This is a genomic window from Geobacillus sp. C56-T3 (assembly GCF_000092445.1).
GTDB lineage: Bacteria > Bacillota > Bacilli > Bacillales > Anoxybacillaceae > Geobacillus > Geobacillus thermoleovorans.
Genome location: NC_014206.1, coordinates 2,601,712 through 2,628,331, shown reverse-complemented (window position 1 = coordinate 2,628,331; position 26,620 = coordinate 2,601,712). Strand labels below are relative to the sequence as shown.

The 26,620-nt window shown below is 54.6% G+C and carries 29 protein-coding genes; 26 read left to right on the top strand and 3 right to left on the bottom strand.

All coding sequences use genetic code 11. The features are described from left to right. Positions 1-11: 11 nt before the first annotated feature. The 6 genes from GC56T3_RS12965 (at position 12) to GC56T3_RS12940 (ending at position 3,011) form a co-directional block, all read left to right on the top strand. Entirely contained in the window at positions 12-1,019 is a 1,008-nt protein-coding gene (locus GC56T3_RS12965; RefSeq protein WP_013145872.1) for a CAP domain-containing protein, read from the top strand. 80 nt (positions 1,020-1,099) lie between these two features. Beyond that, positions 1,100-1,483, top strand: a complete 384-nt coding sequence (locus GC56T3_RS12960; protein WP_013145871.1) for a YlbD family protein — start codon at positions 1,100-1,102, stop codon at positions 1,481-1,483. Positions 1,484-1,495: 12 nt separating this feature from the next. Continuing rightward, complete coding sequence (locus GC56T3_RS12955; protein ID WP_013145870.1) at positions 1,496-1,729, top strand: YlbE-like family protein; 234 nt, start codon at positions 1,496-1,498, stop codon at positions 1,727-1,729. 40 nt (positions 1,730-1,769) lie between these two features. After that, positions 1,770-2,138, top strand: a complete 369-nt coding sequence (locus GC56T3_RS12950) for a hypothetical protein (RefSeq protein ID WP_013145869.1) — start codon at positions 1,770-1,772, stop codon at positions 2,136-2,138. 140 nt (positions 2,139-2,278) lie between these two features. Then, complete coding sequence (locus GC56T3_RS12945; RefSeq protein WP_013145868.1) at positions 2,279-2,725, top strand: YlbF family regulator; 447 nt, start codon at positions 2,279-2,281, stop codon at positions 2,723-2,725. 16 nt (positions 2,726-2,741) lie between these two features. Then, on the top strand, positions 2,742-3,011 hold the full coding sequence (locus GC56T3_RS12940; RefSeq protein ID WP_011230596.1) for a YlbG family protein: 270 nt from the start codon (positions 2,742-2,744) through the stop codon (positions 3,009-3,011). A 59-nt stretch (positions 3,012-3,070) separates the two neighbouring features. Here the strand turns inward: GC56T3_RS12940 and GC56T3_RS12935 are convergent, their stop codons facing one another. Continuing rightward, positions 3,071-3,460 (bottom strand): hypothetical protein, encoded by a 390-nt coding sequence (locus tag GC56T3_RS12935; protein WP_013145867.1) that lies wholly within the window; start codon positions 3,458-3,460, stop codon positions 3,071-3,073. Positions 3,461-3,854: 394 nt separating this feature from the next. On the opposite strand from GC56T3_RS12935, the gene rsmD reads away from it, so the two are divergent. Both rsmD and coaD read left to right on the top strand, forming a co-directional pair. Continuing rightward, the gene (gene rsmD, locus GC56T3_RS12930; protein WP_041468821.1) at positions 3,855-4,451 is read left to right on the top strand and encodes a 16S rRNA (guanine(966)-N(2))-methyltransferase RsmD; all 597 of its coding nucleotides are present in this window, start codon (positions 3,855-3,857) and stop codon (positions 4,449-4,451) included. After that, on the top strand, positions 4,417-4,911 hold the full coding sequence (gene coaD, locus GC56T3_RS12925; protein WP_013145865.1) for a pantetheine-phosphate adenylyltransferase: 495 nt from the start codon (positions 4,417-4,419) through the stop codon (positions 4,909-4,911). The genes rsmD and coaD overlap by 35 nt, the downstream gene beginning before the upstream one ends. Positions 4,912-5,050: 139 nt before the next feature. On the opposite strand, the gene ylbJ is transcribed toward coaD, so the two are convergent. Beyond that, complete coding sequence (gene ylbJ / locus GC56T3_RS12920; RefSeq protein WP_013145864.1) at positions 5,051-6,286, bottom strand: sporulation integral membrane protein YlbJ; 1,236 nt, start codon at positions 6,284-6,286, stop codon at positions 5,051-5,053. Between the two features lie 130 nt (positions 6,287-6,416). Here ylbJ and GC56T3_RS12915 point away from each other — a divergent pair, with 130 nt between their 5' ends. Together GC56T3_RS12915 and GC56T3_RS12910 are read left to right on the top strand one after the other, a co-directional pair. Further along, entirely contained in the window at positions 6,417-7,205 is a 789-nt protein-coding gene (locus GC56T3_RS12915) for a patatin-like phospholipase family protein (RefSeq protein WP_013145863.1), read from the top strand. Further along, a complete protein-coding gene (locus GC56T3_RS12910; RefSeq protein WP_011230602.1) occupies positions 7,202-8,221 on the top strand; it encodes a SepM family pheromone-processing serine protease in 1,020 nt (339 codons plus the stop codon). Before GC56T3_RS12915 ends, GC56T3_RS12910 begins: the two co-directional genes overlap by 4 nt. Here GC56T3_RS12910 and GC56T3_RS12905 read toward each other — a convergent pair. After that, positions 8,194-9,414, bottom strand: a complete 1,221-nt coding sequence (locus GC56T3_RS12905) for a nucleotidyltransferase (RefSeq protein WP_013145862.1) — start codon at positions 9,412-9,414, stop codon at positions 8,194-8,196. The two genes, GC56T3_RS12910 and GC56T3_RS12905, sit on opposite strands and share 28 nt — an antisense overlap. 309 nt (positions 9,415-9,723) lie before the next feature. On the opposite strand from GC56T3_RS12905, the gene GC56T3_RS12900 reads away from it, so the two are divergent. The 16 genes from GC56T3_RS12900 (at position 9,724) to spoVE (ending at position 26,618) form a co-directional block, all read left to right on the top strand. Beyond that, the gene (locus GC56T3_RS12900) at positions 9,724-10,263 is read left to right on the top strand and encodes a DUF177 domain-containing protein (RefSeq protein ID WP_013145861.1); all 540 of its coding nucleotides are present in this window, start codon (positions 9,724-9,726) and stop codon (positions 10,261-10,263) included. 145 nt (positions 10,264-10,408) lie between these two features. After that, on the top strand, positions 10,409-10,582 hold the full coding sequence (rpmF, locus tag GC56T3_RS12895) for a 50S ribosomal protein L32 (RefSeq protein ID WP_011230605.1): 174 nt from the start codon (positions 10,409-10,411) through the stop codon (positions 10,580-10,582). A gap of 162 nt (positions 10,583-10,744) precedes the next feature. Beyond that, positions 10,745-11,500 carry an enoyl-CoA hydratase/isomerase family protein gene (locus GC56T3_RS12890; RefSeq protein WP_013145859.1) on the top strand — a complete coding sequence of 252 codons (756 nt, stop codon included), beginning with the start codon at positions 10,745-10,747 and terminating at the stop codon, positions 11,498-11,500. 69 nt (positions 11,501-11,569) lie between these two features. After that, a complete protein-coding gene (locus GC56T3_RS12885) occupies positions 11,570-12,148 on the top strand; it encodes an RsfA family transcriptional regulator (protein WP_013145858.1) in 579 nt (192 codons plus the stop codon). A gap of 69 nt (positions 12,149-12,217) precedes the next feature. Beyond that, the gene (locus GC56T3_RS12880) at positions 12,218-13,138 is read left to right on the top strand and encodes a 2-dehydropantoate 2-reductase (RefSeq protein ID WP_013145857.1); all 921 of its coding nucleotides are present in this window, start codon (positions 12,218-12,220) and stop codon (positions 13,136-13,138) included. Beyond that, positions 13,131-13,517: a DUF3397 domain-containing protein gene (locus GC56T3_RS12875; RefSeq protein ID WP_013145856.1), complete on the top strand. Its 387-nt coding sequence runs from the start codon at positions 13,131-13,133 to the stop codon at positions 13,515-13,517. The genes GC56T3_RS12880 and GC56T3_RS12875 overlap by 8 nt, the downstream gene beginning before the upstream one ends. Positions 13,518-13,599: 82 nt before the next feature. Then, positions 13,600-15,228, top strand: a complete 1,629-nt coding sequence (bshC, locus tag GC56T3_RS12870; RefSeq protein ID WP_013145855.1) for a bacillithiol biosynthesis cysteine-adding enzyme BshC — start codon at positions 13,600-13,602, stop codon at positions 15,226-15,228. A 278-nt stretch (positions 15,229-15,506) separates the two neighbouring features. Continuing rightward, on the top strand, positions 15,507-16,439 hold the full coding sequence (gene rsmH / locus GC56T3_RS12865; protein ID WP_013145854.1) for a 16S rRNA (cytosine(1402)-N(4))-methyltransferase RsmH: 933 nt from the start codon (positions 15,507-15,509) through the stop codon (positions 16,437-16,439). A gap of 96 nt (positions 16,440-16,535) precedes the next feature. Further along, entirely contained in the window at positions 16,536-16,892 is a 357-nt protein-coding gene (gene ftsL, locus GC56T3_RS12860) for a cell division protein FtsL (RefSeq protein WP_013145853.1), read from the top strand. Positions 16,893-16,898: 6 nt separating this feature from the next. Continuing rightward, entirely contained in the window at positions 16,899-19,109 is a 2,211-nt protein-coding gene (locus GC56T3_RS12855; RefSeq protein WP_013145852.1) for a penicillin-binding protein, read from the top strand. A gap of 71 nt (positions 19,110-19,180) precedes the next feature. Further along, positions 19,181-21,115: a stage V sporulation protein D gene (locus GC56T3_RS12850; RefSeq protein WP_013145851.1), complete on the top strand. Its 1,935-nt coding sequence runs from the start codon at positions 19,181-19,183 to the stop codon at positions 21,113-21,115. Positions 21,116-21,227: 112 nt separating this feature from the next. Further along, a complete protein-coding gene (locus tag GC56T3_RS12845; RefSeq protein ID WP_013145850.1) occupies positions 21,228-22,697 on the top strand; it encodes a UDP-N-acetylmuramoyl-L-alanyl-D-glutamate--2,6-diaminopimelate ligase in 1,470 nt (489 codons plus the stop codon). Next, the gene (locus GC56T3_RS12840) at positions 22,694-23,149 is read left to right on the top strand and encodes a hypothetical protein (protein WP_013145849.1); all 456 of its coding nucleotides are present in this window, start codon (positions 22,694-22,696) and stop codon (positions 23,147-23,149) included. Before GC56T3_RS12845 ends, GC56T3_RS12840 begins: the two co-directional genes overlap by 4 nt. Next, positions 23,134-24,108 carry a phospho-N-acetylmuramoyl-pentapeptide-transferase gene (gene mraY / locus GC56T3_RS12835; protein ID WP_013145848.1) on the top strand — a complete coding sequence of 325 codons (975 nt, stop codon included), beginning with the start codon at positions 23,134-23,136 and terminating at the stop codon, positions 24,106-24,108. The genes GC56T3_RS12840 and mraY overlap by 16 nt, the downstream gene beginning before the upstream one ends. After that, positions 24,109-25,464, top strand: a complete 1,356-nt coding sequence (murD, locus tag GC56T3_RS12830) for a UDP-N-acetylmuramoyl-L-alanine--D-glutamate ligase (protein WP_013145847.1) — start codon at positions 24,109-24,111, stop codon at positions 25,462-25,464. A gap of 53 nt (positions 25,465-25,517) precedes the next feature. Next, positions 25,518-26,618 (top strand): stage V sporulation protein E, encoded by a 1,101-nt coding sequence (spoVE, locus tag GC56T3_RS12825; protein WP_013145846.1) that lies wholly within the window; start codon positions 25,518-25,520, stop codon positions 26,616-26,618. Positions 26,619-26,620 lie beyond the last annotated feature (2 nt).

Genomic DNA, 26,620 nt, shown 5'->3' with positions numbered 1-26,620 from the left:
GGAGTTGCCGTGTGAAATGGTTTTTCCTTTTTTTGTTTTTCTTGATTGGATTGTATTATTTTGTGCCGAGTCCGCCGCCCCCGAGCCCCCCGGAGCAGCCAGAGACGAATCGATACATGTTGAAAGAGCCGAAGGCGACGGCCGGCATCGTTGCGTTGATCGGGCAATCGGCGCAAGAGGCGAAAAAACTGCTTGGCGCTCCAGACCGAATCGACCCGTCAGCTTACGGATATGACTGGTGGGTGTACAGCCGTCGACCCGAGTCGTACGTGCAGATTGGCATCTTGCGCGGTCGCGTCGTCACCGCCCTTGTCGGCGGAGAGAAGGTGAACGTTGAACCGTTTGCGGTCGGCCAGCGGTTGCAGACGATTTTTCAAACGATGCCGGTGCTATCGAACATTGAGATTAAGCTAGGCAGCGGGACATACCGGTTTGAGCTGTCTGAACAAGATTACTCATCAAGGCCGGTTGTCAAAGTTGGCAGCGTCTACGCTCAGCTGTATGTTGACCGCTTTACCGGCGAGGTGGCGGCGATCCGCCTGATGGATGCAGAAACGTTCGTCAAGTTGCGGCCGTACGAGCTCGTTTACCGCGGCAGCCTGCCGGCGGCCGCGCCGCTGTCGGAAGAAAAGCGACAGGCTGTTGATGCGGCCAACGCGAAGCAAATTTTTGACTGGACGAATTTGATCCGCCGTCGCCATGGGCTTTCCTCTCTCATGTGGGATGACAAGGCCGCTGCCGCCGCGGAAAAACATAGCCGAGATATGCATGATCACCGGTTTTTCTCCCACGAGTCGCCGCAGTATGGCGATTTATCGAAGCGGCTTGGCGCGCTTCACATTCCGTTCCAGCTTGCCGGGGAAAATATCGCCGCCCATCAAGTCGATGGCGTTGAGGCGACCATCGGATGGCTGAACAGCCAAAACCATCGGAACATTATGTTGAACGAAGAGTTCACCCGCTTGGGCGTTGGCGTCTACGCCGATTACTATACGCAAAACTTCTTTACGCCGCTCTAAAAATTGGGCGCACCTCTCTTTGTTGGATGCGATATGATATGGCAGATAGGCATGAGTGGACGAAAGGGATGAGAACCGCCATGGTCAAGCCTCTGCATCCTTCCGTTGAACAGTTTAAACAGTTTGTGAAAAAACATCCAAAAATCATCCAAGAGGTGCGCAGTGGCAAAAAGACGTGGAAACAAGTGTATGAGGATTGGTATTTGTTCGGGGAAGACGATGACATATGGGAGCCGTATCGGGAAACAAACGGTGCGGCAAAAGAGGAGGAAAAAGGAACGAACAAATGGCTCGATAAGCTCGCGGCTATGCTTGGACAGATCGATGCAGCCGATGTGCAAAAACATTTGGCGAATGTCCAGCAGGCGATCGCGGCGATCCAAAGCATTCTTTCCGAATTTCAAGGGGCCGGTCAAGAACAAAGAAACAAAGAAGCGCATCCGTTTTCGTTCCGCAAAGATTAAAGGGTGGTGGCGATGAGGAAAGATGTATGGCAATATGTGCAAGGAACACCGATGTTGCGCGCGTTTTTGCGCGAACAGCCGCGCTGGTACCGGCTCCTTGCCCGCCGTCCGCATGAACTGTCGACGTTCCAATTGGCCGCCTTGCGTCACTATGAGCTGACGATCCCTGACAAAGTGGAAAAAATCTCCCAATCGTTGCAAATGGCGTCGCTTATGTGGCAAATGTTTAAAGCCATGCGCGACTAATCGGGCGGCCAATGGCAAAGACTAGTTTCGAAAGGGAGTGATGTCTTTGCCAAAGTGGTTCGCATGGTTTGCGGTTGTCATATTGCTTGCGGCGTATGCCTTCTTTGAGCCGGCGCCGTCGTCCTCCGCTCACGCCGAAGCAGTGGGCGGTCCGCTTCAGGTGAAGCATGAAGTGAAAGGAAGTGACGTATTCATTGAATGTGTTGCCGTCCACTTTCCGTTCCGCAAAGGGAGCGGCGGCGGACACATTAATGTCTATGTCAACGGGCAAAAAATGACGGAAGTATACACGGCCGCCTTTATCGTGCGCGGTTTGCCGAGCGGGAAACATACCATCCGTCTTGAGCTCGTCTACAATGATGGGAAAGCAACCGGCATGACGCACGAATTTGACGTCGCCATCCGATAGAGATGACGACGATCGTTTAAAAGGCGGACAGAGGCGATTCGGCACAGTCTGGATCGCCTTTTTTGTTTGCTTCTTTGCTATCTCTTTCCTTTTCATTTTCTTTTCGTTCATGGTATGATGGATAATGGAGGTGCCATTTGGTGAAGATTGCGACTCTCGAGCGCATCGAGATTTTAGATAAAGCAGAAGCGTTGGCCAAAATGATTGTCGAGTCGGACGTGGCGGACGAATACCGCCGCGCCTTTTGGCGGCTGAAGCAAGACCGCCGCGCCCAGCAGCTGATCGCTCGCTTTGTCAAGCTGAAGGAGCGCTACGAAGAAGTGCAGCGCTTCGGAAAATACCATCCTGATTACCGCGACGTGATGAAAGAAGTGCGCGAAGCGAAGCGGGAGCTCGATTTGCATGAGACGGTCGCCGCCTTTAAGGAGGCGGAGAAGGTGATGCAAGAGTTGCTTGATGAGATCAGCGTGCTGATCGGCAAAGCGGTGTCCGAACATGTGAAAGTGCCGACCGGAAATCCGTACTTTTTGTCGGCGGGCTGTTCCGGTGGCTGCGGGGCGGGCGGAAGCTGCGGCTGCCGCACATAAAAAAGGGGAAGGGACTATGTTTCCAAAACGGCAAGGGATTATCGTTTGGCTTCATTCGCTGAAATATGGGAAACAGTTGCGCAAGTTCGGCAACATTCATTACATTTCCAAACGGCTGAAGTATGCTGTTCTGTATTGTGATATGGAGCAAGTCGACCATGTAATGAAAAAGCTCGCCTCGCTTCCGTTCGTCAAGCGGGTCGAGCCGTCGTACCGCCCATTTTTAAAACTGGAATTTGAATCGAAAGGGGAGAAGGAAAAAGACTCCCCGTATCCGCTTGGATAAAGGAAAACAGCGGGTCGAAAAAAAGCCGGCACCGGCTTTTCGGCCCGCTGTTTCTTTGTTTACTGCAGCGGCGGGATGAAGCGATTCATCCGCATAATGCCGATCAAATGTTGGTAATATAAATCGAGTTCAGCGAACATCGTCGATGGCTTAACATCAAGGTGAATGACGTCCATGCCCAGCTCCTTTGCGGTTTCCATAAATAGTTCGTACCGTTTGTTTGGCTTGACGGACGGATCGGGAATGCCTTCACGGCAAATGTAAAGTGGTTGGAAATCGCCGGGGTCCGTCGGATGAAGGACAACGGCCAAGGAGACGACCGCCTGGCCTTTTTTCACCGTATGGAAGACAAAGAATCCGGATAAACGATGGCGGTTGGCCTTCGCCAATGCAATCAGCTCATATATATCGGAATATCCTTCGCCAAGTTCGATAAATCGTTGGATCATGAATCGTTCCCCCTTGCAAGCATCGTCCACCCTTAACTTTACCGGCCGTCTTCGCGAATTGCAATCAAAAAAAACCTTGCGGAAATGAACCCGCAAGGCCCTTTCCAGTTCCTTGCCTCCGCGCAGGGCGGAACAAGGATCGGAAAGAATAAAGAAAAGGGAGAGGAGAAACCGGAGGAAGAACTTATGGGGAAACGTAAGTCTTCTCCGTCACTGGCAACAACGCGTCAAGCGTGTTGCCATTACTCATTATGGACCGTTTGCCGATTTCTATACATGAATGGCGAAAAAATTCCGTAGTTTGACGATCATCAACTTTATGGTAAGATTACCATGAAAACAACGAATCAAATGGATGACAAGGCACCTTGAAACGGTGAATTGGGTGAAGATGATGAGAGTCATTTCCGGGACATGCAAAGGACGGCGTCTGCAAGCGGTTCCAGGGATGTCGACGCGGCCGACGACCGATAAAGTCAAAGAAGCGATATTTAATATGATCGGGCCATATTTCTCAGGCGGCAACGGTCTTGATTTGTTTGCTGGCAGCGGCGGCTTGGGCATCGAGGCGCTCAGCCGAGGAATCGAGCGCGTCATTTTCGTCGATCATGACAGGAAAGCGGTGCAGACGGTCCGAAAAAACGTGGCGGCCTGCGGGCTTGAGAAGCGGGCGGAAATTTACTGCAACGACGCTGAGCGGGCGCTGAAGGCGGTAGCGAAGCGCGGCCTCCGCTTTGCGGTTATTTTCCTTGATCCGCCGTACAAAGAGAAACAGTGGCCGACGTTGCTGTCGTCGATCGTCGAGCGTCAGTTGCTGGAACCGCACGGCGTCGTCGTCGCTGAACACTCGGCGGAGGCGGAGCTGCCGGAGGAGGTCGGCGGCCTGACACGATGGAAGCGGGAAACATACGGTATCACCGGTGTGACGATTTATAGATGGGAAGGGGATGGAAGCGATGGCGAGCATTGCGGTTTGCCCCGGGAGCTTTGACCCTGTGACGTACGGGCATTTGGATATTATTAAACGAGGGGCGAAAGTGTTTGATCAAGTGTATGTGGCGGTGTTGAACAACTCGTCGAAAAAGCCGCTGTTTACTGTCGAGGAGCGGATCGAGCTGCTTCGTGAGGTGACGCGGACGCTTCCGAACGTCCATGTCGAAGCGTTTCACGGCCTGCTTGTTGATTACGCCCGCAACAAAAAAGCGAATGCCATTTTGCGCGGCTTGCGCGCTGTGTCCGATTTCGAATACGAAATGCAAATTACGTCGATGAACCGCGTTCTTGATGAAAACATTGAAACGTTTTTTATGATGACGAACAGCCAGTATGCGTTTTTAAGCTCGAGCATCGTCAAAGAAGTGGCGAAATACAACGGCGATATTTCCGAGCTCGTGCCCCCGGTTGTTGAGCAGGCGCTGAAGCGGAAATTTGCGTCCACGGCCGCTGATTGACGCTTCCTTATGAAAGCCGCTTAAGCGAACGTTGCAGTCGGCGCCGGCCCGGTTTTGCCGTCAAGGGCGGCTCACGGCCGAGACGACGCGAACCGCCCCGATGGCTTTTTGCTGCCAAAAAGCTGGGCGCTCAAGCGTCTTATGAGCGCCCGCGCGATTCACTGGCCGCCTTGATGACGAGCCATATATAAAGGCAAAGGAACAACAGTGTCAGGAGCGGCCCGTATTGCTGCAGCAACCGCCAGCCTTCATTCCAAGCGCCGTCTTTGGCGGCGTGAAGAAACGCTGGGATGTGGGTCGGCATCCCGCCGGCTGTTTTGATGTACAACGGTTTCCAAAGCAAGTATGTAAAGGAAGCGGCAAACACTCCATGCAGCAAGCGCGCGATGAAAAACGGCTGAAAGCGGATGTTCGCTTCGGCGAGAATGCTGGCGACTTGCGCTTGGACGGAAAAACCGCCGAAAGCGAGGACGAAGCTTGTTGCTACTGCTTTTTCCATCAGCATCGCCTCATCGGTCTGACTGATCATTTGGCTGCCGAGTGTAATTTCAAACAAGCCGGAAAACACTGGGATGTCAAGCTGCTCCGGCAGCTGGGCAAGGCGGAGCAGATGGCGCAGCAATGGAGCAAGCTGTTCGGTCAAATGCATCATATACAGAAGTTTATTCATAACCGAAAAGAGAATAATAAAACCGCCGATCATTAACAGTGTTTGGACAGAAGAGCGCACGGCGTCGCCAAGAAGTTTGCCAAGCGGCTGTTCGTTTTTCAGTCGCGTGCGGTGCAGTGTGCGCAGCGCATACGGGAGCGAAAATGAGCGTGGCTGCCGCTTCGATTGTCTCTGTTCTTTTCGGATGCCGTGAAAGCGCATGATCAGCCCAACGCTAATGTTTCCTAAATAGTGGGAAACGGCCAGCACAAGGCCGAGTTGCGGGTTGTTGAAAAACCCCGCTGATACAGCTCCAAAAATAAAAAGTGGGTTGGATGAATTGGTGAACGACGAGAGCCGTTCGGCTTCAATCGTCGTCAGCTGTTTTTCCTGGTACAGGCGGGCGGTCAGCTTGGCTCCAGACGGGTAGCCGGACGCCATTCCCATGGCCCAGGCGAATCCGCCGACGCCCGGGACGCGAAACAACGGGCGCATGAGCGGCTCGAGCAAGACGCCAAGGAAGCTGACGACGCCGAAGCTGATGAGCAGCTCCGAGACGATGAAAAACGGCAAAAGCGATGGAAAGACGACCTCCCACCACATATTTAAACCGCGAATGGACGCTTCAAGCGACTGTTTTGGATAGCAAATGAGCGAAAACGCAAACAAGGTGGCGGCGGAAGCGAGCAATACGGTTTTCCATTTCGCCCCCCAATTTTGTTTCACTTTTCCCCCCCCTTTTTTTGCCGTGCGGTTTCTTGTAGTACAACCTCATATAACCTAATATACGAGCATAGGGGGGCGTTTTAGACCATAAGATGAAAGCGGATAGCGTGCGACAAAGGGGGGAGGAGGCGTGCCGCCAAAAGTCGGATTGGCGCTCGGGTCGGGAGGAGCGCGCGGGTTCGCCCATCTTGGGGTATTGAAAGTGCTTGAGGAGGAGCATATTCCGATTTCCTATTTGGCCGGCAGCAGCATCGGCGCGCTCGTCGCCGTCCTTTACGCAAGCGGCCATGGCCTCCATCGTCTCTATCGGTTGGCTCAATCGTTTCGACGCAACGATTTTCTTGACTGGACGGTGCCGAAAATGGGGCTGATCGCTGGCGAGCGCATCACGCAGTTTATTCGCTTGTTGACGAAAGGGAAACGAATCGAGGAGATGTCCCCGCCTGTGGCTGTTGTCGCCGCTGATTTGCAGACAGGGGAGAAAGTCGTGTTTCGGCAAGGGGAAGCAGCCCAGGCGGTGCGGGCGAGCATCTCGATTCCCGGCATTTTTGTGCCGGCGGAGGTGAATGGCAGACTGCTTGTCGACGGCGGCGTCGTCGACCGGGTGCCAGTGTCGGTCGTCCGAGCGATGGGAGCGGATATTGTCATCGCCGTCGATGTCTCTCCGCTCAACACAAAGGCGGAAATTGCGTCGATCGCCGATGTCATTTGGCAGAGCCTCGATATTTTGCAAGCGGAACTGGTAGCTCACCGTCAGCTCGCCTCAGACGTTATGATCCGGCCGCGAGTCGAACAGTATAGCTCGCGGGCGTTCACGGATATTGAGGAAATCATCGCTCGCGGGGAAGAGGAAGCGCGGAAGCAAGTGGGAGCGATCCGTCAAGCGATCGAACAGTGGAAGGAGCCATCACACGAATGAAGAAACGGACGTATATTGCCCTGTTTTTCTTTGGCGCCGCCCTCACCTTTCTGCTCATTTTTATGAAGCTGCCGTATTATGTGACGATGCCGGGAAGCGCGCAAAGTTTAAAGCCGCTCGTTCACGTGGAAAACGGCGACCGTGATAAGGGAACGTTTATGCTTACGACGGTGCGGATGGGGCGGGCGAATGTGATAGCGTATTTGTTTGCCCATATCCGCCCGTTTTATGAGCTTCATCCGGTCGAGGAAATCAAGCAGGAAGGGGAGAGCGACAAGGAATATACGATGCGCCAGCTTGAGCTCATGGAACAGTCGAAGGAAGCGGCGATCGTCGTCGCTTATCGCCACGCCGGAAAGCCGGTGTCGTATGAACCTCATGGCGTTTATGTCATGAGCGTCCTCCCTGATATGCCGGCCGCCGGCCGTCTAGAGACCGGCGATCGCATCGTCGCGATCGACGGAAAGCCGCTCGGCACATCGGAGCAGATGGTCAACTACATTCGCGGAAAACAAGCGGGTGATCGCGTCCGCGTCGCATTCATTCGCGGCCGGAAGCGGCAGGAAACAGAGCTCGAGCTGAAGCCGTTTCGACAGCACCCGAACCAAGTCGGCCTTGGGGTGACACTCATGACCGATTATGACGTCCGCACCGACCCGCCGGTTGACGTGGAGTCGGAACAAATCGGCGGACCGTCGGCTGGGCTCATGTTTTCACTTGAAATTTACAACCAACTTGTCGATGAAGATATTACAAAAGGTCATAAAATCGCCGGCACCGGGACGATTGATCTTGACGGAAACGTCGGGCCGATCGGCGGTGTTTCGCAAAAAGTCGTGGCCGCTGACCGCGAAGGAGCCGAGGTGTTTTTCGCCCCGAACGAACATGGTGCGCCGACGTCGAACTATCGCGAGGCGGTGCGGACGGCGAAAAAAATCGGGACGCATATGAAAATCGTCCCGGTCGATACGTTCGACGAGGCAGTTCGTTATTTGCGTTCGATGCCGGAAACGTAAATCGGCGCCGTGGCGTATTCTTCTTTCAGCGCGGCGCTGTAGAGCGGCTCCGGAAAAGCGGCGGCGTACACAGCTGCCGCTCTTTTTTCTTGCTCATAAAGAGGGTCGCCGTTGAGTTTGGATGCTCTGGCGACGAGCGGGAGCGCAGCGCTTTTTTTCACCTGCTTTAAGTAGCGGCGGCCGGTTTCACTCATGCCGAGCAGCCGGATATAGGTCGGGTTGGCCGCTTTGGCTTGCTCCTCTTTTGTGAAATTCGTCAACACATGCGCGCATAGGCGTTGCAGCCTTGTCCAGGTGTATCGCTTCGTTTTGACAGCGGCGATGAAGGCGGCAAACGTTTCGGCGTGGGCGATGTGTTGCTTCAGCCGGTGTTCGATCCCTTCCTCCACGCCGGCGATGCGGCGCAAGTCGGCCTCTGTGGCGGTCAACAGCCGATATTTTAGGAGCGGAAAATACACTTCCCAATCGTGAAAGCGCCCGTATGTCTCCCGGTATTGGCGGAGTTGTTCGAGTGCAGCGGGCGGAACGTACGCCGCGATCGACTCGAGACGACCGGTTTGTCGCAATGTTTTCCGCAGGCTGGTGGCGCTCGCAATCGACGGGTGGGAAAATGATTCGTCATGATAGCCGGCGGCCAGCCGCGGAATCGTGCGCGGCATCATCGCCAGCTTGTTTTGCCAAATGGCTTTCACATACGCGAAACCAAGCACGTTGTTTGGCTTGGACAAATCAAGCGGAGCGGCGCCGAACTTTTGCCACGCTTCAGCGGCGGCTTTCGGAAAGCTTTGTCCGCGCGAAAGCCCGGTGCGGATGAGGGAATCGAACGTTTCCTTCTGTTCAAGCCATGTTTTGGCCGCGGATAAAAAAGCGGAAATTTCCCCCGATTCGCTGCCAAAGCAAAGCTCTTGGCAGCCGATCGCCGAAAGCAGCTGCACCGCCCCATGTGCGAACTGTTCAGCCGCTTGCACAGCGAAGGCGTACGGCAGCTCGATGACCACATCTACGCCGGCGGCGAGCGCCATTTTGGCCCGCGCCCATTTGGAGACGATGGCCGGCTCACCGCGCTGCAAGAAGTTTCCGCTCATAACGGCGATCAAACAGTCCGCATCTGTCTTTTGCCTCGTTTCGTTCAAATGGTGGAAATGACCGTTGTGAAACGGGTTGTATTCCACGATCACGCCGACGGCTTTCACCTTTTTTCGCTCCTTTCATGGCGATTCGCGCGGCTTGGCCGCAACGAAATGGCTGTCTATTCTATCTGAACTTAGTATGGAATAGAAAGCGGCGAAGATCAACGGCAACATGCGGTGAGGACAGCAAAAGAAACGAAGCGGTCGACCGTTTTCCGATGTCCGCGCGCCGACCGTGCATGTTCGGAATGGCATTTGGAAATGATGGGAGTATGCCGTTCTTTTCCCAAGGAATGAGTGGTTGTAAAGAAAAAACATTGACAAAACTAGAAACGAAACGTATAATTTTATTCGTTGCCTTGAGGTGATGATATGAAATGGACGGTCCAACAGCTTCGCCGTTTTCAACATAAGGAAATGGCGATTGATGAGACGGTCGATGTGTCCGATTTAAAACAAATTGACACGTTGATCCGCGATATTTCGCGGGTGCACGTCCAAGGAAAAGCGGATGTCGGGTCGACGAAATTCACGTTTCATTTGACGTTGTCTGGAACGATGGTGTTGCCTTGTTCGCGGACGCTTGTCGATGTGGCGTATCCGTTTTCCATTCAGACGACGGAGACGTTTTTTGCGGATGGCAGCGGCATCGTGGAGACCGATGAGGACACCCATATGGTGGCGGGGGACACGATTGATTTGAATCCCATCATCCGCGAGTTGATTTTGCTTGAAATCCCGTTGCAGCTGATCGCCGAAGGACCGGTTGCCGGCGGAGCTCCGCAACATGGGGAAGGATGGGACGTTCTGTCGGAAGAAGAATGGGAGAAAGCGATGCAAGAGCGGGAAAAGAAAGTAGATCCTCGCCTTGCAGGGCTGGCCAAGTTTTTCGAGGAAAAACGAGAGGAATGATCGTGAGTCGGCGTTGCCGGCCGATGGCGCCGAATATTGCGCACCGTCCGGCAGCCGCCTTGTGTGCCGGCGGACGGCGGCCTCGAGGTTGACTGATCCGCCGGCATGGATATGCCAAAATGCGCCCGACAAGGAGGTGGGAATGATGGCAGTACCTTTTAGAAGAACATCGAAAACGAGAAAACGGCTGCGCCGCACGCACTTTAAACTGCAAGTGCCAGGCATGGTGCAATGCCCGAACTGCGGCGAATGGAAATTGGCGCACCGCGTCTGCAAAGCATGCGGAACATACAAAGGAAGAGATGTCGTCAACAAATAATGGCCGACATCGAACGACAGGCTGTCCGAAAAGAGGACAGCCTTTTTGATTGTCTGCAAAAAATCAACGCTGTTCGTCCAGGCGGCAGTTTTTTTTCGTCGTGAGGCAGGAAATTGAAGAGAACGCGCCCAATTCATTGATGAAGAAAGGAGAGACGTGCTGATGGAAGCAATGTTGGAGCATCATGACGGCATTGCGCTGTTTACGATTTGCCGTCCAGAGAAACGGAATGCGATCAATTTTGCCGTGATGGGGGCGCTTGAGGAGGCGATGGAACAGGCGGCGGCTGATCCACAGGTGAAAGTGTTCGCCATTACCGGCGCCGGCAGCGAGGCGTTTTGCTCCGGCGGCGATTTAAGTGAGTTTGGGCATTTGCGCGGCACGGAGGCAAGACAGATGCTCATGCGCATGGGAGAGCTGCTGTACAGGCTGCTAACGTTTCCGAAGCCGACGGCCGCCCTTGTCAACGGAACAGCGATGGGGGGCGGCTGCGAGCTGGCGACCGCTTGCGATTTTCGCTTTGCCAAAGAAGGAAGCCGGATCGGATTTGTGCAAGGCCGGCTTGGCATTACGACCGGCTGGGGAGGAGCGTCGATGCTGTTTGCCAAACTTCCGTACGGGCGGGCGCTTGACTTATTGCTGCGCGCCGAGCCGATGACGGCGGAGGCGATGGAAGCGTGCGGTTGGGTTGACGCCATCCTACCAGCCGAACATTGGCGCGAACAATGGCGTGAACGGCTGGCGCCTTATGCGGAGCGGTCGCTTTCCGTCTTGCAGGCATATAAGGCCGCAGCCGGCGAAAAATGGCGAACAGCTTGGTTTCGAGAGCAGTTTTTCGCCGAGATCGCCCGTTGCGCCGAGCTGTGGGGGTCGGCCGAACATGAACAGGCATTGCGTCCTTTTTTGTGTAAGAAGTAATTTTTTCCTTCTACCGTTTCTACTAGCCGCATACATATAATGACAAAGCGGCGATAAGGGGGGAAGGGGATGACGGGAGTGCGTCAAGACGCATGGACGAAAGAAGAGGATGAGTTGTTGGCGAATGTTGTGCTTCAGTATATTCGCGAAGGCGGCACCCAGCTGGAGGCGTTTGCCGAAGTCGGGCGGCGCTTGTCGCGGACGGCGGCAGCGTGCGGATTTCGCTGGAATTCGTGCGTTCGCAAGCAGTACAAGGAGGAGATCGAGCAAGCCAAGCAAGAACGGAAGATGCGAAAAAAAGAAACCCCATCGACAAAGGAAAGCGAGGGGCAGGCGAAGGTGGAAACGGCAGTCAAAAGCCATTTGTCATGGGCGGAAGTGCTGGCCTTTTTGCAAGCTGAGGAGCAAAAGGCGCGCGACGCCCGACGGACGGCCGATGAAAATCGGGCGCTCAAAAACGATATGGAGCAGCTGCAGCAAATGGTAACGAAGTTGCAAATGGAAAAAGAATCGCTGCAAAAACAACTAGCTGCGATCCAGGAGGAGTATAAAACGCTGCTTTCCATTATGGAGCGGGCGCGCAAAATGGTGACAGACAGCGGGAAACCGGCGCCGAATGCAGTGGCTGAAGGCGTCGACGAAGGGTAAAGGCTGGCTTTTCGCCGGCTTTTTTTCTTAACGGAAGAAGAAGATCTCTGCTAAAATAAGGCTAACGCCATGTTGCAAGAAAGCGGGGGAGAAGGATTGAACATTGGGATTGTCGGCGGCGGAGCAATCGGATTGCTGCTCGCCGCTTATCTTGGGCGGCGCCATGGGGTGACGGTCTATACGAGGCGTCCGTCCCAAGCAAGGCAGCTTGCCGAGCATGGTGTGGCGCTGAAAAAAGATGGCGAGACATCGGTCGTGGCGGTGCGCGCGCAGCCGTTTGCTGGAGCGGAGCTGGACGAGCCGCTCGTGTTTGTGACCGTCAAACAGTACGATCTCGCTTCCGTCTGTGCGCAAATCGACGCGTTTCGCCGCGTTCGCACGCTCGTTTTTTTGCAAAACGGCATGGGGCATCTCGAGCAGTTGACGATGTTTGCCGACAAAAATGTCCTCGTCGGCGTCGTGGAGCATGGTGCCATGAAGCTGGATGACCGGACGGTGGCGCATACGGGCGCCGGAAAGCTGACACTTGCTTCCCGCTATGGTTCATTTGGCGACGCCTGGGAGCTTCGGGAAGGGGAGCGCGGCTTTCCGATCGAATGGGCCGATGATTGGGAGCGTATTCTTGTGGACAAGCTTGTCGTCAACGCAGTCATCAATCCGCTCACCGCTCTATTGCAAGTGAAAAACGGGGCGCTGCTAGAAACGGCTCCGTACCGCGATATGATGAGGCAGCTGTTTGATGAGGTGCGGAACGTGCTGCCGCTTGAAGACGCCAATCGGGCGTGGGAGCGCGTCGTCCGCATATGCCAAAAAACAGCGGACAACTATTCGTCGATGTATATGGACTTGGCGAACGGGCGCCGGACGGAGATTGACGCCATTTTGGGCTATGTGTTGAAACAAGGGGAGGCGCGCGGCGCTATGCTGCCGGTCGTCCGCTTTGTCTTTTGCGCGGTGAAAGGGAAGGAAGGGGGAGAGACGGATGGGTGATTGGCTCGCTTCGACGCTGGCGACGTTTGTGACCGCGCCGCTTCTGCTGTTTTTGCTCGTCTACTTCGGAGCACGCTTGGTCGGCAGGCGGAGGCGGGCAGCGTTTTACGCCGCGGTCAACGCTGCGACTGCTTTTTTCATCGCCGCTGTCTATTTTTTGCTGACAGTGCTGTTTGGAAAATCGTACTTCGTTCCTCTTCTTCTCTTTTTGTTTGGTCTGCACGCGGCAATCGCGCTTGGCTATTGGCGGAAAACGGCGGACTTTCGTTTGCGGACGGTGTTCCGCGTCTTTTGGCGGGCGAGTTTTCTTATTTTTGCCTCCCTTTACGCCGGGCTGCTTGTATACGGAATGGCCATGCGCGTTGCGATGAGCCTTTAGTGTGGCCGAGCAAGCTTTTTTTCTCTTGGCCATAAACGTGCTATACTCATGAAAGAATACATAAGAAAGGGAGTTTTTCGCCATGGAAGTTCGCGAAATTCCGTTGCCAGCAGCGACGAAATTGGCGGCTGATTACATAACCGGCGCGTTTCCAGCAGAGAGCGGCTTCGCTTATGCCCAGGCGGACGATGAAGCGTTTTGTCGGCGGTTGGCCTATTTGCAAGGAAGAACCTATGACCGAGAAGGGCTTGCCGACTATTTGCGCGCTTATCACCGGCGCTTCTCGGCGAGCGCGGCTACGATGGCAAACATTGAGAAACTGCGCAACGAGCGAAGCGTCGTCATTGTCGGCGGCCAGCAAGCCGGGCTGTTGACTGGGCCGCTGTATACGATTTATAAGATCATCACCATCATCCAGCTTGCCAAAGAGCAGGAACGAAAATTGGGCGTGCCGGTCGTGCCGCTGTTTTGGATCGCCGGCGAAGATCATGACATCGCGGAAATCGATCATGTCTATGTCGTTGAGGAAGGAGAAGTAAAAAAAGCAGCGTACCCGCACAAAACGAACGAAAAACGGATGGCTGCCGATGTGCTGCTGGACCGGATGGCTGCGAAAGAGTGGATCGAGCGCGTCGTCAAAACATATGGGGAAACGGACGTGACGAATGAGCTGCTCTTCTTTTTGTCATCGTGTCTTGATGAGGCGCGCACGTTTGTCGACTTTTTTGCCGCCATTGTGCTCCGGTTGTTCGCTGATCACGGTTTAGTTGTTTTGAACGCTGGCGATGCGGCGGTGCGGCCGCTTGAGCGCCGCTTTTTCGCCGCGCTCATTGAACGCCATCGCGATGTGACGGCCGTGGTGCTCGCTCAGCAAGAGGCGTTGCGCGCGCTCGGATATGCGCCGCTGATTGAAATCGGTCGTGACGCGGCCAACTTGTTTTATTACGACGGCCGTGAACGTTCGCTTTTGCAGTATGATGAGGAACGCGGCCTGTTTCACAATAAAGCGGGAACTCTCGTTTGGACAAGAGAAGAGCTGCTTGAGCTTGCCGAAACGAATCCGGCCCGTTTAAGCAACAATGTCGTCACCCGTCCGCTCATGCAAGAGCATTTGCTGCCGACGCTCGCTTTCGTTGCCGGACCGGGGGAGATCGCTTATTGGGCGGAATTGAAAGAGGCGTTTCCGCTTTTCGACCTAGAAATGCCTCCGGTCGTGCCGCGTCTGCAGGCGACGATCGTCAGCCGTTCGCTGCAAACCGACCTGTCCGATATCGGCCTTGAGGTGGCTGATGTATTGTCCGGGCGGCTCGATGAAGCAAAGCGGGAGTGGCGGGAGGCGACCGCTCAAGCGCCGCTTGCTTCGGCGTTTGCCAAAGCGAAGGCGGACATTGACGCGGCGCACCGGCCGCTCCGTGAGCTTGGGGTGGCGATTGACCGCGGATTGGAGGGATTGGTGGCGAAAAATGCCGCCATCATTCAGGCGCAAATCGAGTTTCTTCAGCACGCGCTCGAGCGGGCGCTGTTGCGCAAACATGAGGCGGAGTGGCGGAAATTTTGGCGCATCGAGACGTCGCTTCGGCCGAACGGTGCGCTCCAGGAGCGGGTTTGGAACGTGTTTTATTACATCAACCGCTACGGATTTGATTTTGTAGAAAAACTTTTGGCCATTCGCAGTCCTGGCAATGGAATGCATAAAATTGTATATATGTGAGGCTTTTTCAAAGAAAAAGTCGAAAAGAAACATCCTGCTTTGAGCAGGATTTTCTTTTTTGTGAAATGAATTGTAAAAAAACAATATTCACGAAATGGAAATAAAAGTAAAGGGGTGAAGCCGCCAGGATGGCCGTGATTGGTCCGTCCGACAAAAAGAAACAAAAAAGGACGTTTTTTTACAAAAAAAGCTAAAATTTTGTCCATCTTTGCGATATAATAAGGAGGCGGCCACTGGCCGATGTGAGTGTGGCTTTACGCAACGAAGGTGGTGGACATGTGTTTCAACATACAACAGTGTTGCTGAAAGAGGCAGTCGATGGGCTGAACATCCGCCCTGACGGCATTTACGTCGATTGTACGCTGGGCGGCGGCGGCCATAGCGAGTATTTGCTCTCCCGTTTGTCGGCACGTGGGAAGCTGTTTGCCTTTGACCAAGACGAAGCCGCCATCATGCATGCGCGCGAACGGCTCGCCCGCTACGGCCGGCAAGTGCAGTTTGTGCACCGGAACTTCCGGTTTTTGCAAGAGGAGCTTTCGGCGCTTGGCGTCAAGTCCGTCGATGGCGTCTTGTTTGATTTGGGTGTTTCTTCACCGCAGCTCGACGAACCCGAGCGCGGCTTCAGCTATCAGCACGATGCGCCGCTTGATATGCGGATGGACCGCAAGCAGCGGCTGACGGCGGCGGAGATTGTCAACCGCTGGCCATACGAGGAGCTCGTCCGCATCTTTTTCCGTTACGGCGAAGAGAAGTTTTCGAAGCAAGTGGCGCGCAAAATCGAGGAAGTGCGCCGCACGAGGCCGATTAAAACGACGGGGGAGCTCGTTGATGTGATCAAGGAAGCGATTCCCGCCCCGGCGCGCCGCAGCGGCGGACACCCGGCCAAACGCATTTTTCAGGCGCTTCGCATCGCGGTCAACGACGAACTTGAGGCGTTTCGCGAGGCGCTCGAGCAGGCGATCGAACTGCTTGCATCCGGCGGCCGGGTGAGCGTCATTACGTTTCATTCGCTTGAAGACCGCATTTGCAAAGAAACGTTTAAAAAGGCGAGCGAAAGCCCGCCATTGCCCCCGGGGCTTCCGGTTCTCCCCGACGACTACCGCCCCGTGCTGAAAATCATTACAAAAAAACCGATCGTTCCTTCCGAGGAAGAGCTCGAACGAAACCGTCGCGCCCGTTCGGCCAAACTCCGCATTGCCGAAAAGCTGTAGATGACGAAAATAGCGGGGAAACACAACCAAATTTCAATGCGGGCGCCGCCCATTGCGGCGAAAAACGAATGCATGGAGAAACAGGAGGGGAAAAATGTGAACGATGCAGCAGTCAAAGTCGCGCGCGAACAACGACATCCGGCGTCACCGCCAAGCCCGAAGACGCGGCGGAAGCAGCGCTTTCGCCTGTCGCTGGCTGAAAAGATGCTGTTTGTGTTGTTTTGCTTGTTTGTTTTCTATGCGGCGGTTCATATCGTCTCGAACCAAGTGCGCATTTACGAATTGAACAAAGGGGTGCAAAAGCTCGAGGCGTCGATTGACGAGCAGAAAAAGGAGAACAATGACCTATATGTCGAGGTGCAACGGCTGAGCGCGTACGAGCGCATTTTGCAAAAGGCAAAAGAGCTCGGTTTGTCGCTCAACGAAAACCATGTGAAAGTTGTGCAGGAATGATCGGCGATGGAGGCAAGAAAGCATCGCAACACCCATCAAGGAGCGTTCATCCTGTTTTGCCTGTTCGGCTTCCTCTTTTCTCTGTTGTTCGCCCGCTTTGTGCAGCTTGAATGGACCGGCAAAGCGGACGGCCAAACGCTGGCTGTGATCGCGGAGCGGCAGCATCAACAAACGCGGACGATCAAGGCGAAGCGCGGAACGATTTTCGACCGCAACGGCGCCGTTTTGGCTGAAGATGTGCCGTCGTATACGGTTGTGGCCGTTTTGGATCCGAAGATGACAACCGATCCGGATCATCCGCACCATGTGGTCGATCCGAAAAAAACAGCGGAACAACTCGCCCCGTTGCTTGGCATGGACGTCGAGGCGATGGAGCGCATTTTGACCAAAAAAGCGAAGCAAGTCGAGTTTGGGTCCTACGGCCGCAACATCAGTTTTGAGCTGAAACGGAAAATCGAAGCGCTCCATTTGCCAGGCATCGCTTTCATCCGCGACACGAGCCGGTTTTATCCGAACGGCGTGTTTGCGTCGCACGTCATCGGCTACGCGCAAAAAAATGAAGCTAACGAAACGGTCGGCAAAATGGGCGTGGAAAAAGAACTTGACCGGTATTTGCGTGAAAAAGACGGCTATGTGTCGTTTGCCGGCGACGCAAATGGCTTCCGCCTCCCCGGGGGCAAAGAGCGCATTGTCAAGCCGGACAATGGGGCAAACGTCTATTTGACGATCGACGGAAAGATTCAATCGTTTTTGGAAGATGCGATGAGCAGTGTCGAGAAGCAATACAAGCCGAAAAAAATGATCGCCATCGTCGCTGATCCAAAAACAGGGAAAATTTTGGCGATGGCGACGCGTCCGAGCTTCGACCCAAACAAGCGTGATATTACGAACTTTTTAAATGACGCCATTTCCTATCCGTATGAGCCGGGATCGACGATGAAAGTGTTCACGCTCGCGGCGGCCATCAACGAAGGAGTGTATAACGGCAACGAAACGTATCGCTCCGGTTCCTACAAAGTGGGGCCGAACACGATCCGCGACCATAACGATGTCGGCTGGGGGACGATCACGTTTAATGAAGGGGTGCAGCGCTCTTCAAACGTCGCCTTTTCGATTTTAGTGAAAGAAAAGCTTGGTGAAGATCGGTTTTTGCAATATTTGCACCGTTTCCATTTTGACCGGAAAACGGGCATCGATTTGCCGAACGAAGCGGTCGGGCAAATCCGCTATCGCTACCCGATTGAACGAATTACGACCGGATTCGGCCAAGGGACATCGGTGACGCCAATCCAGCAAATCCAAGCGGCGACGGCGATCGCCAACGATGGGAAAATGATGAAGCCGTATGTCATCGAGAAAGTCGTCGACCCAGACAGCGGCAAAGTCGTGCTCGATCATGGGCCGACCGTGGTCGGCGAGCCGATTACGGCGGAAACCGCGCGCAAAGTGCGCGCCATTTTAGAGACGGTCGTCACGTCCGAGCACGGCACCGGCCGTCCGTACCAAATCAACGGCTACCGCGTCGCCGGCAAAACGGGGACGGCGCAAATTCCATCGGCTTCCGGGGGCTATTTGACCGGACGGGAAAACTACATTTTTTCGTTTTTAGGCATGGCGCCGACGGATGATCCGAAGCTTCTCATGTATGTCGCGGTCCAACAGCCGCACCTCGATGTGACCGAAACCGGAGCGGCGCCGGTGTCGCAAATTTTTACGACGGTGATGAAAAGCAGTTTGCAATATTTGCATATTGAACCGAACGGGGAAAAACGAATGAAAGCAAAGACTGCAAAACCGCAGGCGCTTGATTCATGGATCGGCCAGCCGGCGGCTTCGGCAGCAGAGCAGCTGAAGGAAAAGGGATATGTGCCGGTCGTGATCGGCCGCGGCAAATATGTTGAGCAACAGCTTCCGCAAGGCGGCGATCACGTTCTTTTGGGCGAACGGGTCGTGTTAAAAACGGACGGGGCGGCAACGATGCCGGATTTGCGCGGCTTCTCGCTGCGCGACGCTATGAAAGTGGCTCATATACTCGGCTTGCGGCCGAGCACGAAAGGGACCGGCTATGTCGTCAGCCAAAACATTCGTCCGGGAGCGGAGGTGCGCAAAGGCGATTATTTAATTGTTGAATTGGCTCCGCCGCGCCAATGGGAGAAAGCGGCGGCGGAGAAGGAGAAAGAGGCGGCTTTACGGAAAGAAGCCGAGCCGCACGAATGATTTTTGCCGTTCTATAACGGGGCGTACAAGCATATAGTGGAACGAGCCCACCATGAAGGAGGTTCCGCCATATGCGCGTATCGTACGTTACCGTGCGCAAGCGGTTGACGATCGTGTTTTTGATCGGGATTTTGATCTTTGCCATTATCGATCTCCGTCTCGGCTACGTCCAATTTTGGCTCGGCGATCTATTAGCGGAACGGGCGAAAGGGCTATGGGGCCGGAACATTCCGTTTGAGCCGAAGCGAGGCGAAATTTTGGACCGCAACGGCGTCCCGCTGGCGACGAACATGAGCGCGCCGACGGTGTATGTCATTCCGCGGCAAGTCAAAAACCCGGCAGAGGCGGCGAAAAAGCTGGCCGGGGTGCTGGGCGGTTCGGTCGAATCCATCTATAAACAAATCACGCAAAAAACGTCGATCGTCCGCCTGAAAGAAGGGCGGAAAATTTCCGATGAAAAAGCGGCGAATGTGCGCTCCCTCGACTTGGATGGGGTGTATATCGCTGAAGATACGAAGCGCTACTATCCGTTTGGCAGCTATTTGTCGCACGTGCTCGGCTTCACCGGCATTGACAACCAAGGGCTCACCGGGTTGGAGCTGTATTATGACAAGGAACTGAGGGGCGAGCGCGGCTCCGTGCAGTTTTATTCCGATGCGAAAGGGCGGCGCATGCCCGATATCGCTGATGACTATACGCCGCCGACTGACGGCTTGAATTTGGTGTTGACGATCGATTCGCGCATTCAGACGATCATTGAGCGCGAACTTGACATCGCGGAGGCGAAATACAATCCGGACGGCATCATCGCGATCGCCATGGACCCGAACACCGGTGAAATTTTGGCGATGGCGAGCCGGCCGACGTTCAATCCAGCGGATTACCGGAGCGTTCCTCCGGAAATTTACAACCGCAACTTGCCGATTTGGAGCACGTACGAACCGGGATCGACGTTTAAAATCATTACGCTGGCCGCGGCGCTTGAGGAACATAAGGTGAATTTGCTGAAAGACCATTTCTTTGACCCGGGCTACGCCAAAGTAGCCGGCGCTACGCTTCGCTGCTGGAAAAAAGGCGGCCACGGAGATCAGACGTTTTTGGAAGTCGTGCAAAACTCGTGCAACCCGGGGTTTGTCGAGCTTGGCGAGCGGCTTGGAAAGGAGACGTTGTTTCGTTACATTAAGCAATTCGGTTTTGGTGAGAAAACGGGCATCGACTTGCAAGGCGAAGGAACAGGCATTTTGTTTGATTTGAAACGGGTCGGGCCGGTGGAACTGGCAACGACGGCGTTTGGCCAAGGAGTGTCGGTGACGCCGATCCAGCAAGTCGCTGCCGTGTCGGCGGCAATCAATGGCGGCATTTTGTACACTCCGTACATTGCCAAGCAGTGGGTCGACCCGGAAACAGGAGAGATCGTCCGCCGCAACACGCCAAAAGCGAAACGGCGCGTCATTTCCGAGGAAACATCGAAACAAGTCCGTTACGCACTTGAGAGCGTCGTCGCTCAAGGAACAGGGAAAAAGGCGTATGTCGAAGGGTACCGCGTCGGTGGAAAAACGGGAACGGCGCAAAAGGCGCAAGGCGGCCGCTATTTGCCAAACAACCATATCGTTTCGTTCATCGGCTTCGCTCCGGCGGATGACCCGAAGCTTGTCGTGTACGTCGCCGTCGACAACCCGAAAGGAACGGTTCAGTTCGGCGGCACAGTCGCTGCCCCGATTGTAGGAAAAATTATGGAAGATAGTTTGCGCACGTTGGGCGTGAAGCCCCACAAAGACCAGCTCGAGAAGGAGCGCGACTGGAACGAGCCGAAAGTCATTGAAGTGCCCAACTTAATCGGAATGACAAAAAATGATTTGCAAGAGCAGCTTTTTGACTTAAAATTAGATGTTAGTGGCGAGGGAGATGTCGTTGTGGAACAATCCCCGAAGCCAGGGGCGAAAGTGAAAGAAGGCTCAACGGTCCGTATTTATTTGGCGAAACGCGAAGCGGCGGAAGAACGGTAAGAGAACGTGCAAGGGGCGACCGATGCGATGACACATCGGGTTGGTTGTGCCCCTTTTTCCGCTGTCTGCCTAACGGAGCGGACGATTTCGAAGCGAAAGGGATGAACGAAATATGAAACTGCTGACGTTGCTGTCACACTTGCCCGGTTTTTGGGTGCACCATGGAGGCAATCCCGATATCGTGGCGCTCGAAATGGACTCGCGCCGCGTTGCCCCCGGTTCTCTCTTTTTTTGCCTTAAAGGGTTTACAGTAGACGGACACGACTTTGCCGAGGAAGCGGTGGCGCGCAAAGCGGCGGCGATCGTGGCCGAGCGACCGCTTTCCGTTGATGTTCCGGTCGTTCTTGTGTCGGACAGCCGGCGGGCGATGGCGATTTTAGCGGACGCGTTTTACGGGCGGCCGACCCACCGCCTTCATTTAATCGGAGTGACAGGCACAAACGGCAAGACGACGACAACGTCGATCATGGAACAAATCGCGAGAAAAGCCGGCAAGAAAACAGGGCTCATTGGCACGGTTCACATCAAGGTCGGCGACCGCTCCTATCCGGCGGCCAATACGACGCCGGAGTCGCTCATTTTGCAGCGCACGTTTAAACAGATGGTCGATGAAGGAGTGGAGTTTGTCGCCATGGAAGTGTCGTCGCACGCGCTGCACCAAGGGCGGGTGCATGGCTGCGATTACGATGTGGCCGTCTTTACGAACTTAACGCAAGACCATTTGGATTATCACGGGACAATGGAAGAATATCGGAACGCCAAAGGGCTTTTGTTTGCCCAGCTCGGCAACCGCTACGACGAACGGCGGCCGAAATTTGCCGTTCTCAATCATGACGATCCGGTTTCGCAGTATTATAAACATATGACGGCCGCGCCGATCGTCACATACGGGATGAGGGAAAAAAGCGATGTGATGGCGGAACAGATCCGCATAACCGCAGGCGGCATGGCGTTTCGGCTTTGCACGCCGCACGGATCGGCGGCGGTCGAAACGAAACTTGTCGGCTCGTTCAATGTCTATAACATTCTCGCCGCTGCCGCTGCCTGCCTTGCCTCTGGCTTTTCGCTTGAAACGATCGCCGCGGCGCTTGCGGATGTCGAGCCGGTGCCGGGGCGGTTTGAAACGGTTGATGAAGGGCAAAACTTTACGATCATCGTCGATTACGCCCACACGCCGGACAGTTTAGAAAATGCCTTAAAAACGGTGCGCCAATTGGCGAAGCGAAACGTGTATGTCGTCATCGGCTGCGGCGGCGACCGCGACCGGTCGAAACGGCCGCTCATGGCGCAGGTGGCGGTGCGGTATGCGGATGTCGCTATTTTTACCTCCGACAATCCGCGTTCGGAAGACCCGAAGCAAATTTTGCGCGACATGGAAGCGGGAGTAAGCGCTGAGATCGGAAAGCATGTGACGATTCCTGACCGTGAAGAGGCGATCCGCTACGCCATTGGCCAGGCGCAGGAAGGCGATGTTGTGTTGATTGCCGGCAAAGGGCATGAAACGTATCAAATCATTGGCAACGATGTGATTGAGTTTGACGATCGCGCTGTTGCCCGAGCGGCAGTGAAGGAGAGAGGATGACCATGATCGCATACAGGATGGTGCAATCGATGGCGGTGGAGGCGCGCGGCATTGTCGATGAAACGATTCGTTTTCATGCCGTGTTTGTCGACCCGGCCCAGCAGGTGAAGAAAGGATTGTTCGTCCCGCTTGAGCGTGGGGCGGAAACATTGAAAACAGCTATTGAACACGGGGCGATCGGCTCGTTTTGGCCTCTTGGCGAACCGTTGCCGCGCTACATTCCTAACCAATTTCCACTTTTTTTCGTTCCGTCGCCGCTCGAGGCGGCAGAGGCATTGCTTGAGCGGTATTTAGAGCAAGGCGGCGAGGGGGAGGCGCAGTTTTTCTTCGAGCTTCCCGAAGACAGCCCCATCGCAGGGGAGGCCGTGCGTCGCCGACTGGCGGAATTGGAGAAGCGATGGCTGGACGCTCGGCCGTTTAAAGGATGTGACGATGCATGCCAGAACAAGTGATCGTGATTGCCATGGCGGCTTCCTTTCTCATCACTGTCATTTTATCGCCGCTGTTCATCCCGTTTTTGCGGCGGTTGAAATTCGGACAAAGCATCCGCGAGGAAGGGCCGAAGTCGCATCAAAAAAAATCAGGCACGCCGACGATGGGCGGCATCATGATTTTGTTGGCGATTGTGGCGACGACCTTATGGATCACGCCGAAAATCGCCGGCTTGTCGACGAGGACGTATTTGCTGTTGTTGGTCACCGTCGGCTATGGGGTGCTCGGCTTCCTCGACGATATGATCAAAGTCGTGATGAAGCGAAATCTTGGCTTGACGAGCCGGCAAAAATTTATCGGCCAGCTCCTTATCGCAGCCATCTTTTTTGCCATCTACCGCCAAAGCGGCTTTTCGACGGTGTTACATATTCCCGGCGCCGATTGGTCGGTCGACCTCGGATGGGCGTACGGCGTGCTCTTGTTGTTCATGCTTGTCGGCGGCTCGAACGCTGTCAACTTGACCGACGGGCTTGACGGGCTGCTTGCCGGAACGGCGGCGATCGCCTTTGGCGCTTATGCCGTCTTGGCTTGGAATCAAGGCCAGTACGATGTCGCTGTATTTTGCGTCGCTGTTGTTGGCGCCGTGCTTGGCTTTTTAGTGTTTAACGCCCACCCGGCGAAAGTGTTTATGGGCGACACCGGCTCGCTCGCACTTGGCGGGGCGATCGCCGCTGTCGCTGTCCTGACGAAGCTTGAACTGTTGCTTGTCATCATCGGCGGTGTGTTTGTCATCGAGACGCTGTCGGTCATCATTCAAGTGGCTTCGTTCAAAACGACGGGACGGCGCGTGTTCCGCATGAGTCCGCTTCATCATCATTATGAGCTTGTCGGCTGGTCAGAATGGCGGATCGTTGTGACGTTTTGGGCCGTCGGCCTTTTATTTGCGATGCTAGGAATTTATATCGAGGTGTGGATGTAATTGAAACCGACTCGTTTTTATCAACATCGTCGTGTGCTTGTCATTGGATTGGCGAAAAGCGGAGCGGCGGCAGCTCGGCTTCTTGCGGAGTTAGGCGCTAAGGTCGTCGTCAATGATCAAAAGCCGCTTTCGGAAAACATGGAGGCCAAGCAGCTTGAACCGCTCGGCATTCGCGTCGTTTGCGGCGGTCATCCGCTTGAACTGCTTGATGAGCCGTTTGACCTTGTCGTGAAAAACCCGGGCATTCCGTACACGAACCCGATGGTGAAAAAGGCGCTTGAGAAGGGGCTTCCGGTTGTGACCGAAGTGGAGCTTGCTTATCACATTTCCGAAGGGCCGTTTATCGGCATCACCGGGTCCAACGGAAAAACGACGACGACGACGCTCATTTACGAAATGTTAAAAGCGGATGGCCAAGATCCGCTGCTTGCCGGCAACATCGGCCTTGTCGCCTGCGAGGTGGCGAGGGAAGCGAAGCCGGGGCAATGGCTTGTCACGGAACTGTCTTCGTTCCAGCTTGCCGGCATTGACAAGTTTCGCCCAGCCATTGCGGTTTTGCTCAATATTTTCGACGCCCACTTGGACTACCACGGAACGAAAGAGGCGTATGCAGCGGCAAAGGCGAACATTTTCCGCAATCAAACGGAGCGCGATTATGCCGTCGTCAATGCCGACGATCCGCTCGTGATGAACATTGCCTCCTCGGTTCGATCGCAAAAAGTGCTGTTTTCGGCGACGAAGCTTCTTGGCGAAGGGGCGTACGTTCAAGATGGCGCCATCTATTGGAACGGTGATCCAGTTATCAGAATCGCTGACATCGTTCTTCCTGGACAGCACAATTTGGAAAACATTTTAGCGGCGGTGGCGGCCGCCAAGCTGGCCGGCGCCAGTGATGAGGCGATCCGCCAGGTGCTGGCGACGTTTTCCGGCGTGAAACATCGGCTTCAGTATGTGGCGGAAATTGACGGCCGGCGGTTTTACAACGACTCGAAAGCGACGAACATCTTAGCGACACAAAAGGCGCTTTCAGCGTTTGCCGGCGAGCCGGTCATTTTGTTGGCCGGCGGGCTTGACCGCGGCAATGAGTTTGATGATCTTCTCCCGTATTTGCAACAGGTGAAGGCGGTCGTACTGTTCGGCCAGACGGCGGATAAAATCGGCCGCATCGCCCAAAAAGCGGGAATAGAAACGATCCGATATGTCGATAATGTGGAAAAAGCCGTCCCGGTTGCTTTCGAGCTTTCCGAGCCGGGCGACGTCATTTTGCTCTCTCCAGCATGCGCCAGCTGGGATCAATACAAAACTTTCGAGGAGAGAGGGGACATTTTTATCAATGCCGTGCATAAGTTGAAATAGAGGGAAAGGGACAGCCCTTCCCCTCTAGTTTACAAAAATAGAGGTGTTGGGCATTGCCGCGGAAAAAGTCTGCGCCAGATTTTTTGCTCATTATTTTGACGTTTTCGCTCTTGGCCATCGGACTTATTATGGTGTACAGCGCGAGCGCCATTTGGGCGGAATACAAATTCAACGATTCGTTTTTCTTCGCCAAGCGCCAGCTATTGTTTGCGGGCGTCGGCATTATCGCTATGTTTTTTGTCATGAACATCGATTATTGGGTGTGGCGCGACTGGTCGAAAGTGCTGCTTGGCGTCTGTTTTGTGCTGCTCGTTCTTGTGCTCATTCCCGGCATCGGCATGGTTCGCAACGGGTCGCGCAGCTGGATCGGCGTCGGGGCGTTTTCGATCCAGCCGTCCGAGTTTATGAAGCTGGCTATGATCGCTTTTTTGGCCAAATATTTATCGGAAAACCAAAAAAAAATTACGTCATTTAAACAAGGACTGTTGCCGGCGCTTTTGCTTGTGTTTGCCGCGTTCGGCATGATTATGCTGCAGCCGGACTTAGGAACGGGCACCGTTATGGTTGGTACGTGCGTGACGATGATTTTCGTCGCCGGCGCCCGTCTCAGCCATTTTGCCGGGCTTGGCGTTTTGGGGCTCGCTGGGCTTGCCGCCCTCATCCTGTCGGCTCCATATCGAATCAAGCGGATTACATCGTTTTTAAACCCATGGGAAGATCCACTTGGAAGCGGATTTCAAATCATCCAGTCGCTGTACGCCATTGGGCCGGGCGGCTTGTTCGGCCTTGGGCTCGGGCAGAGCCGACAAAAGTTTTTTTACTTGCCGGAGCCGCAAACCGACTTTATTTTCGCCATTTTAGCTGAAGAGCTCGGCTTTATCGGTGGTTCACTCGTTCTCCTGCTCTTTGCCCTTCTTCTTTGGCGCGGCGTGCGCATTGCCCTTGGCGCCCCTGACTTGTACGGAAGTTTTTTGGCGCTTGGCATTATTTCGATGATCGCGATTCAAGTGATGATCAATATCGGCGTTGTGACGGGACTGATGCCCGTTACCGGCATCACGCTCCCGTTTTTAAGCTACGGCGGATCGTCGCTGACGTTGATGCTGATGGCCATCGGCGTGCTGCTTAATATCAGCAGGCATGCCCGGTATTAGGC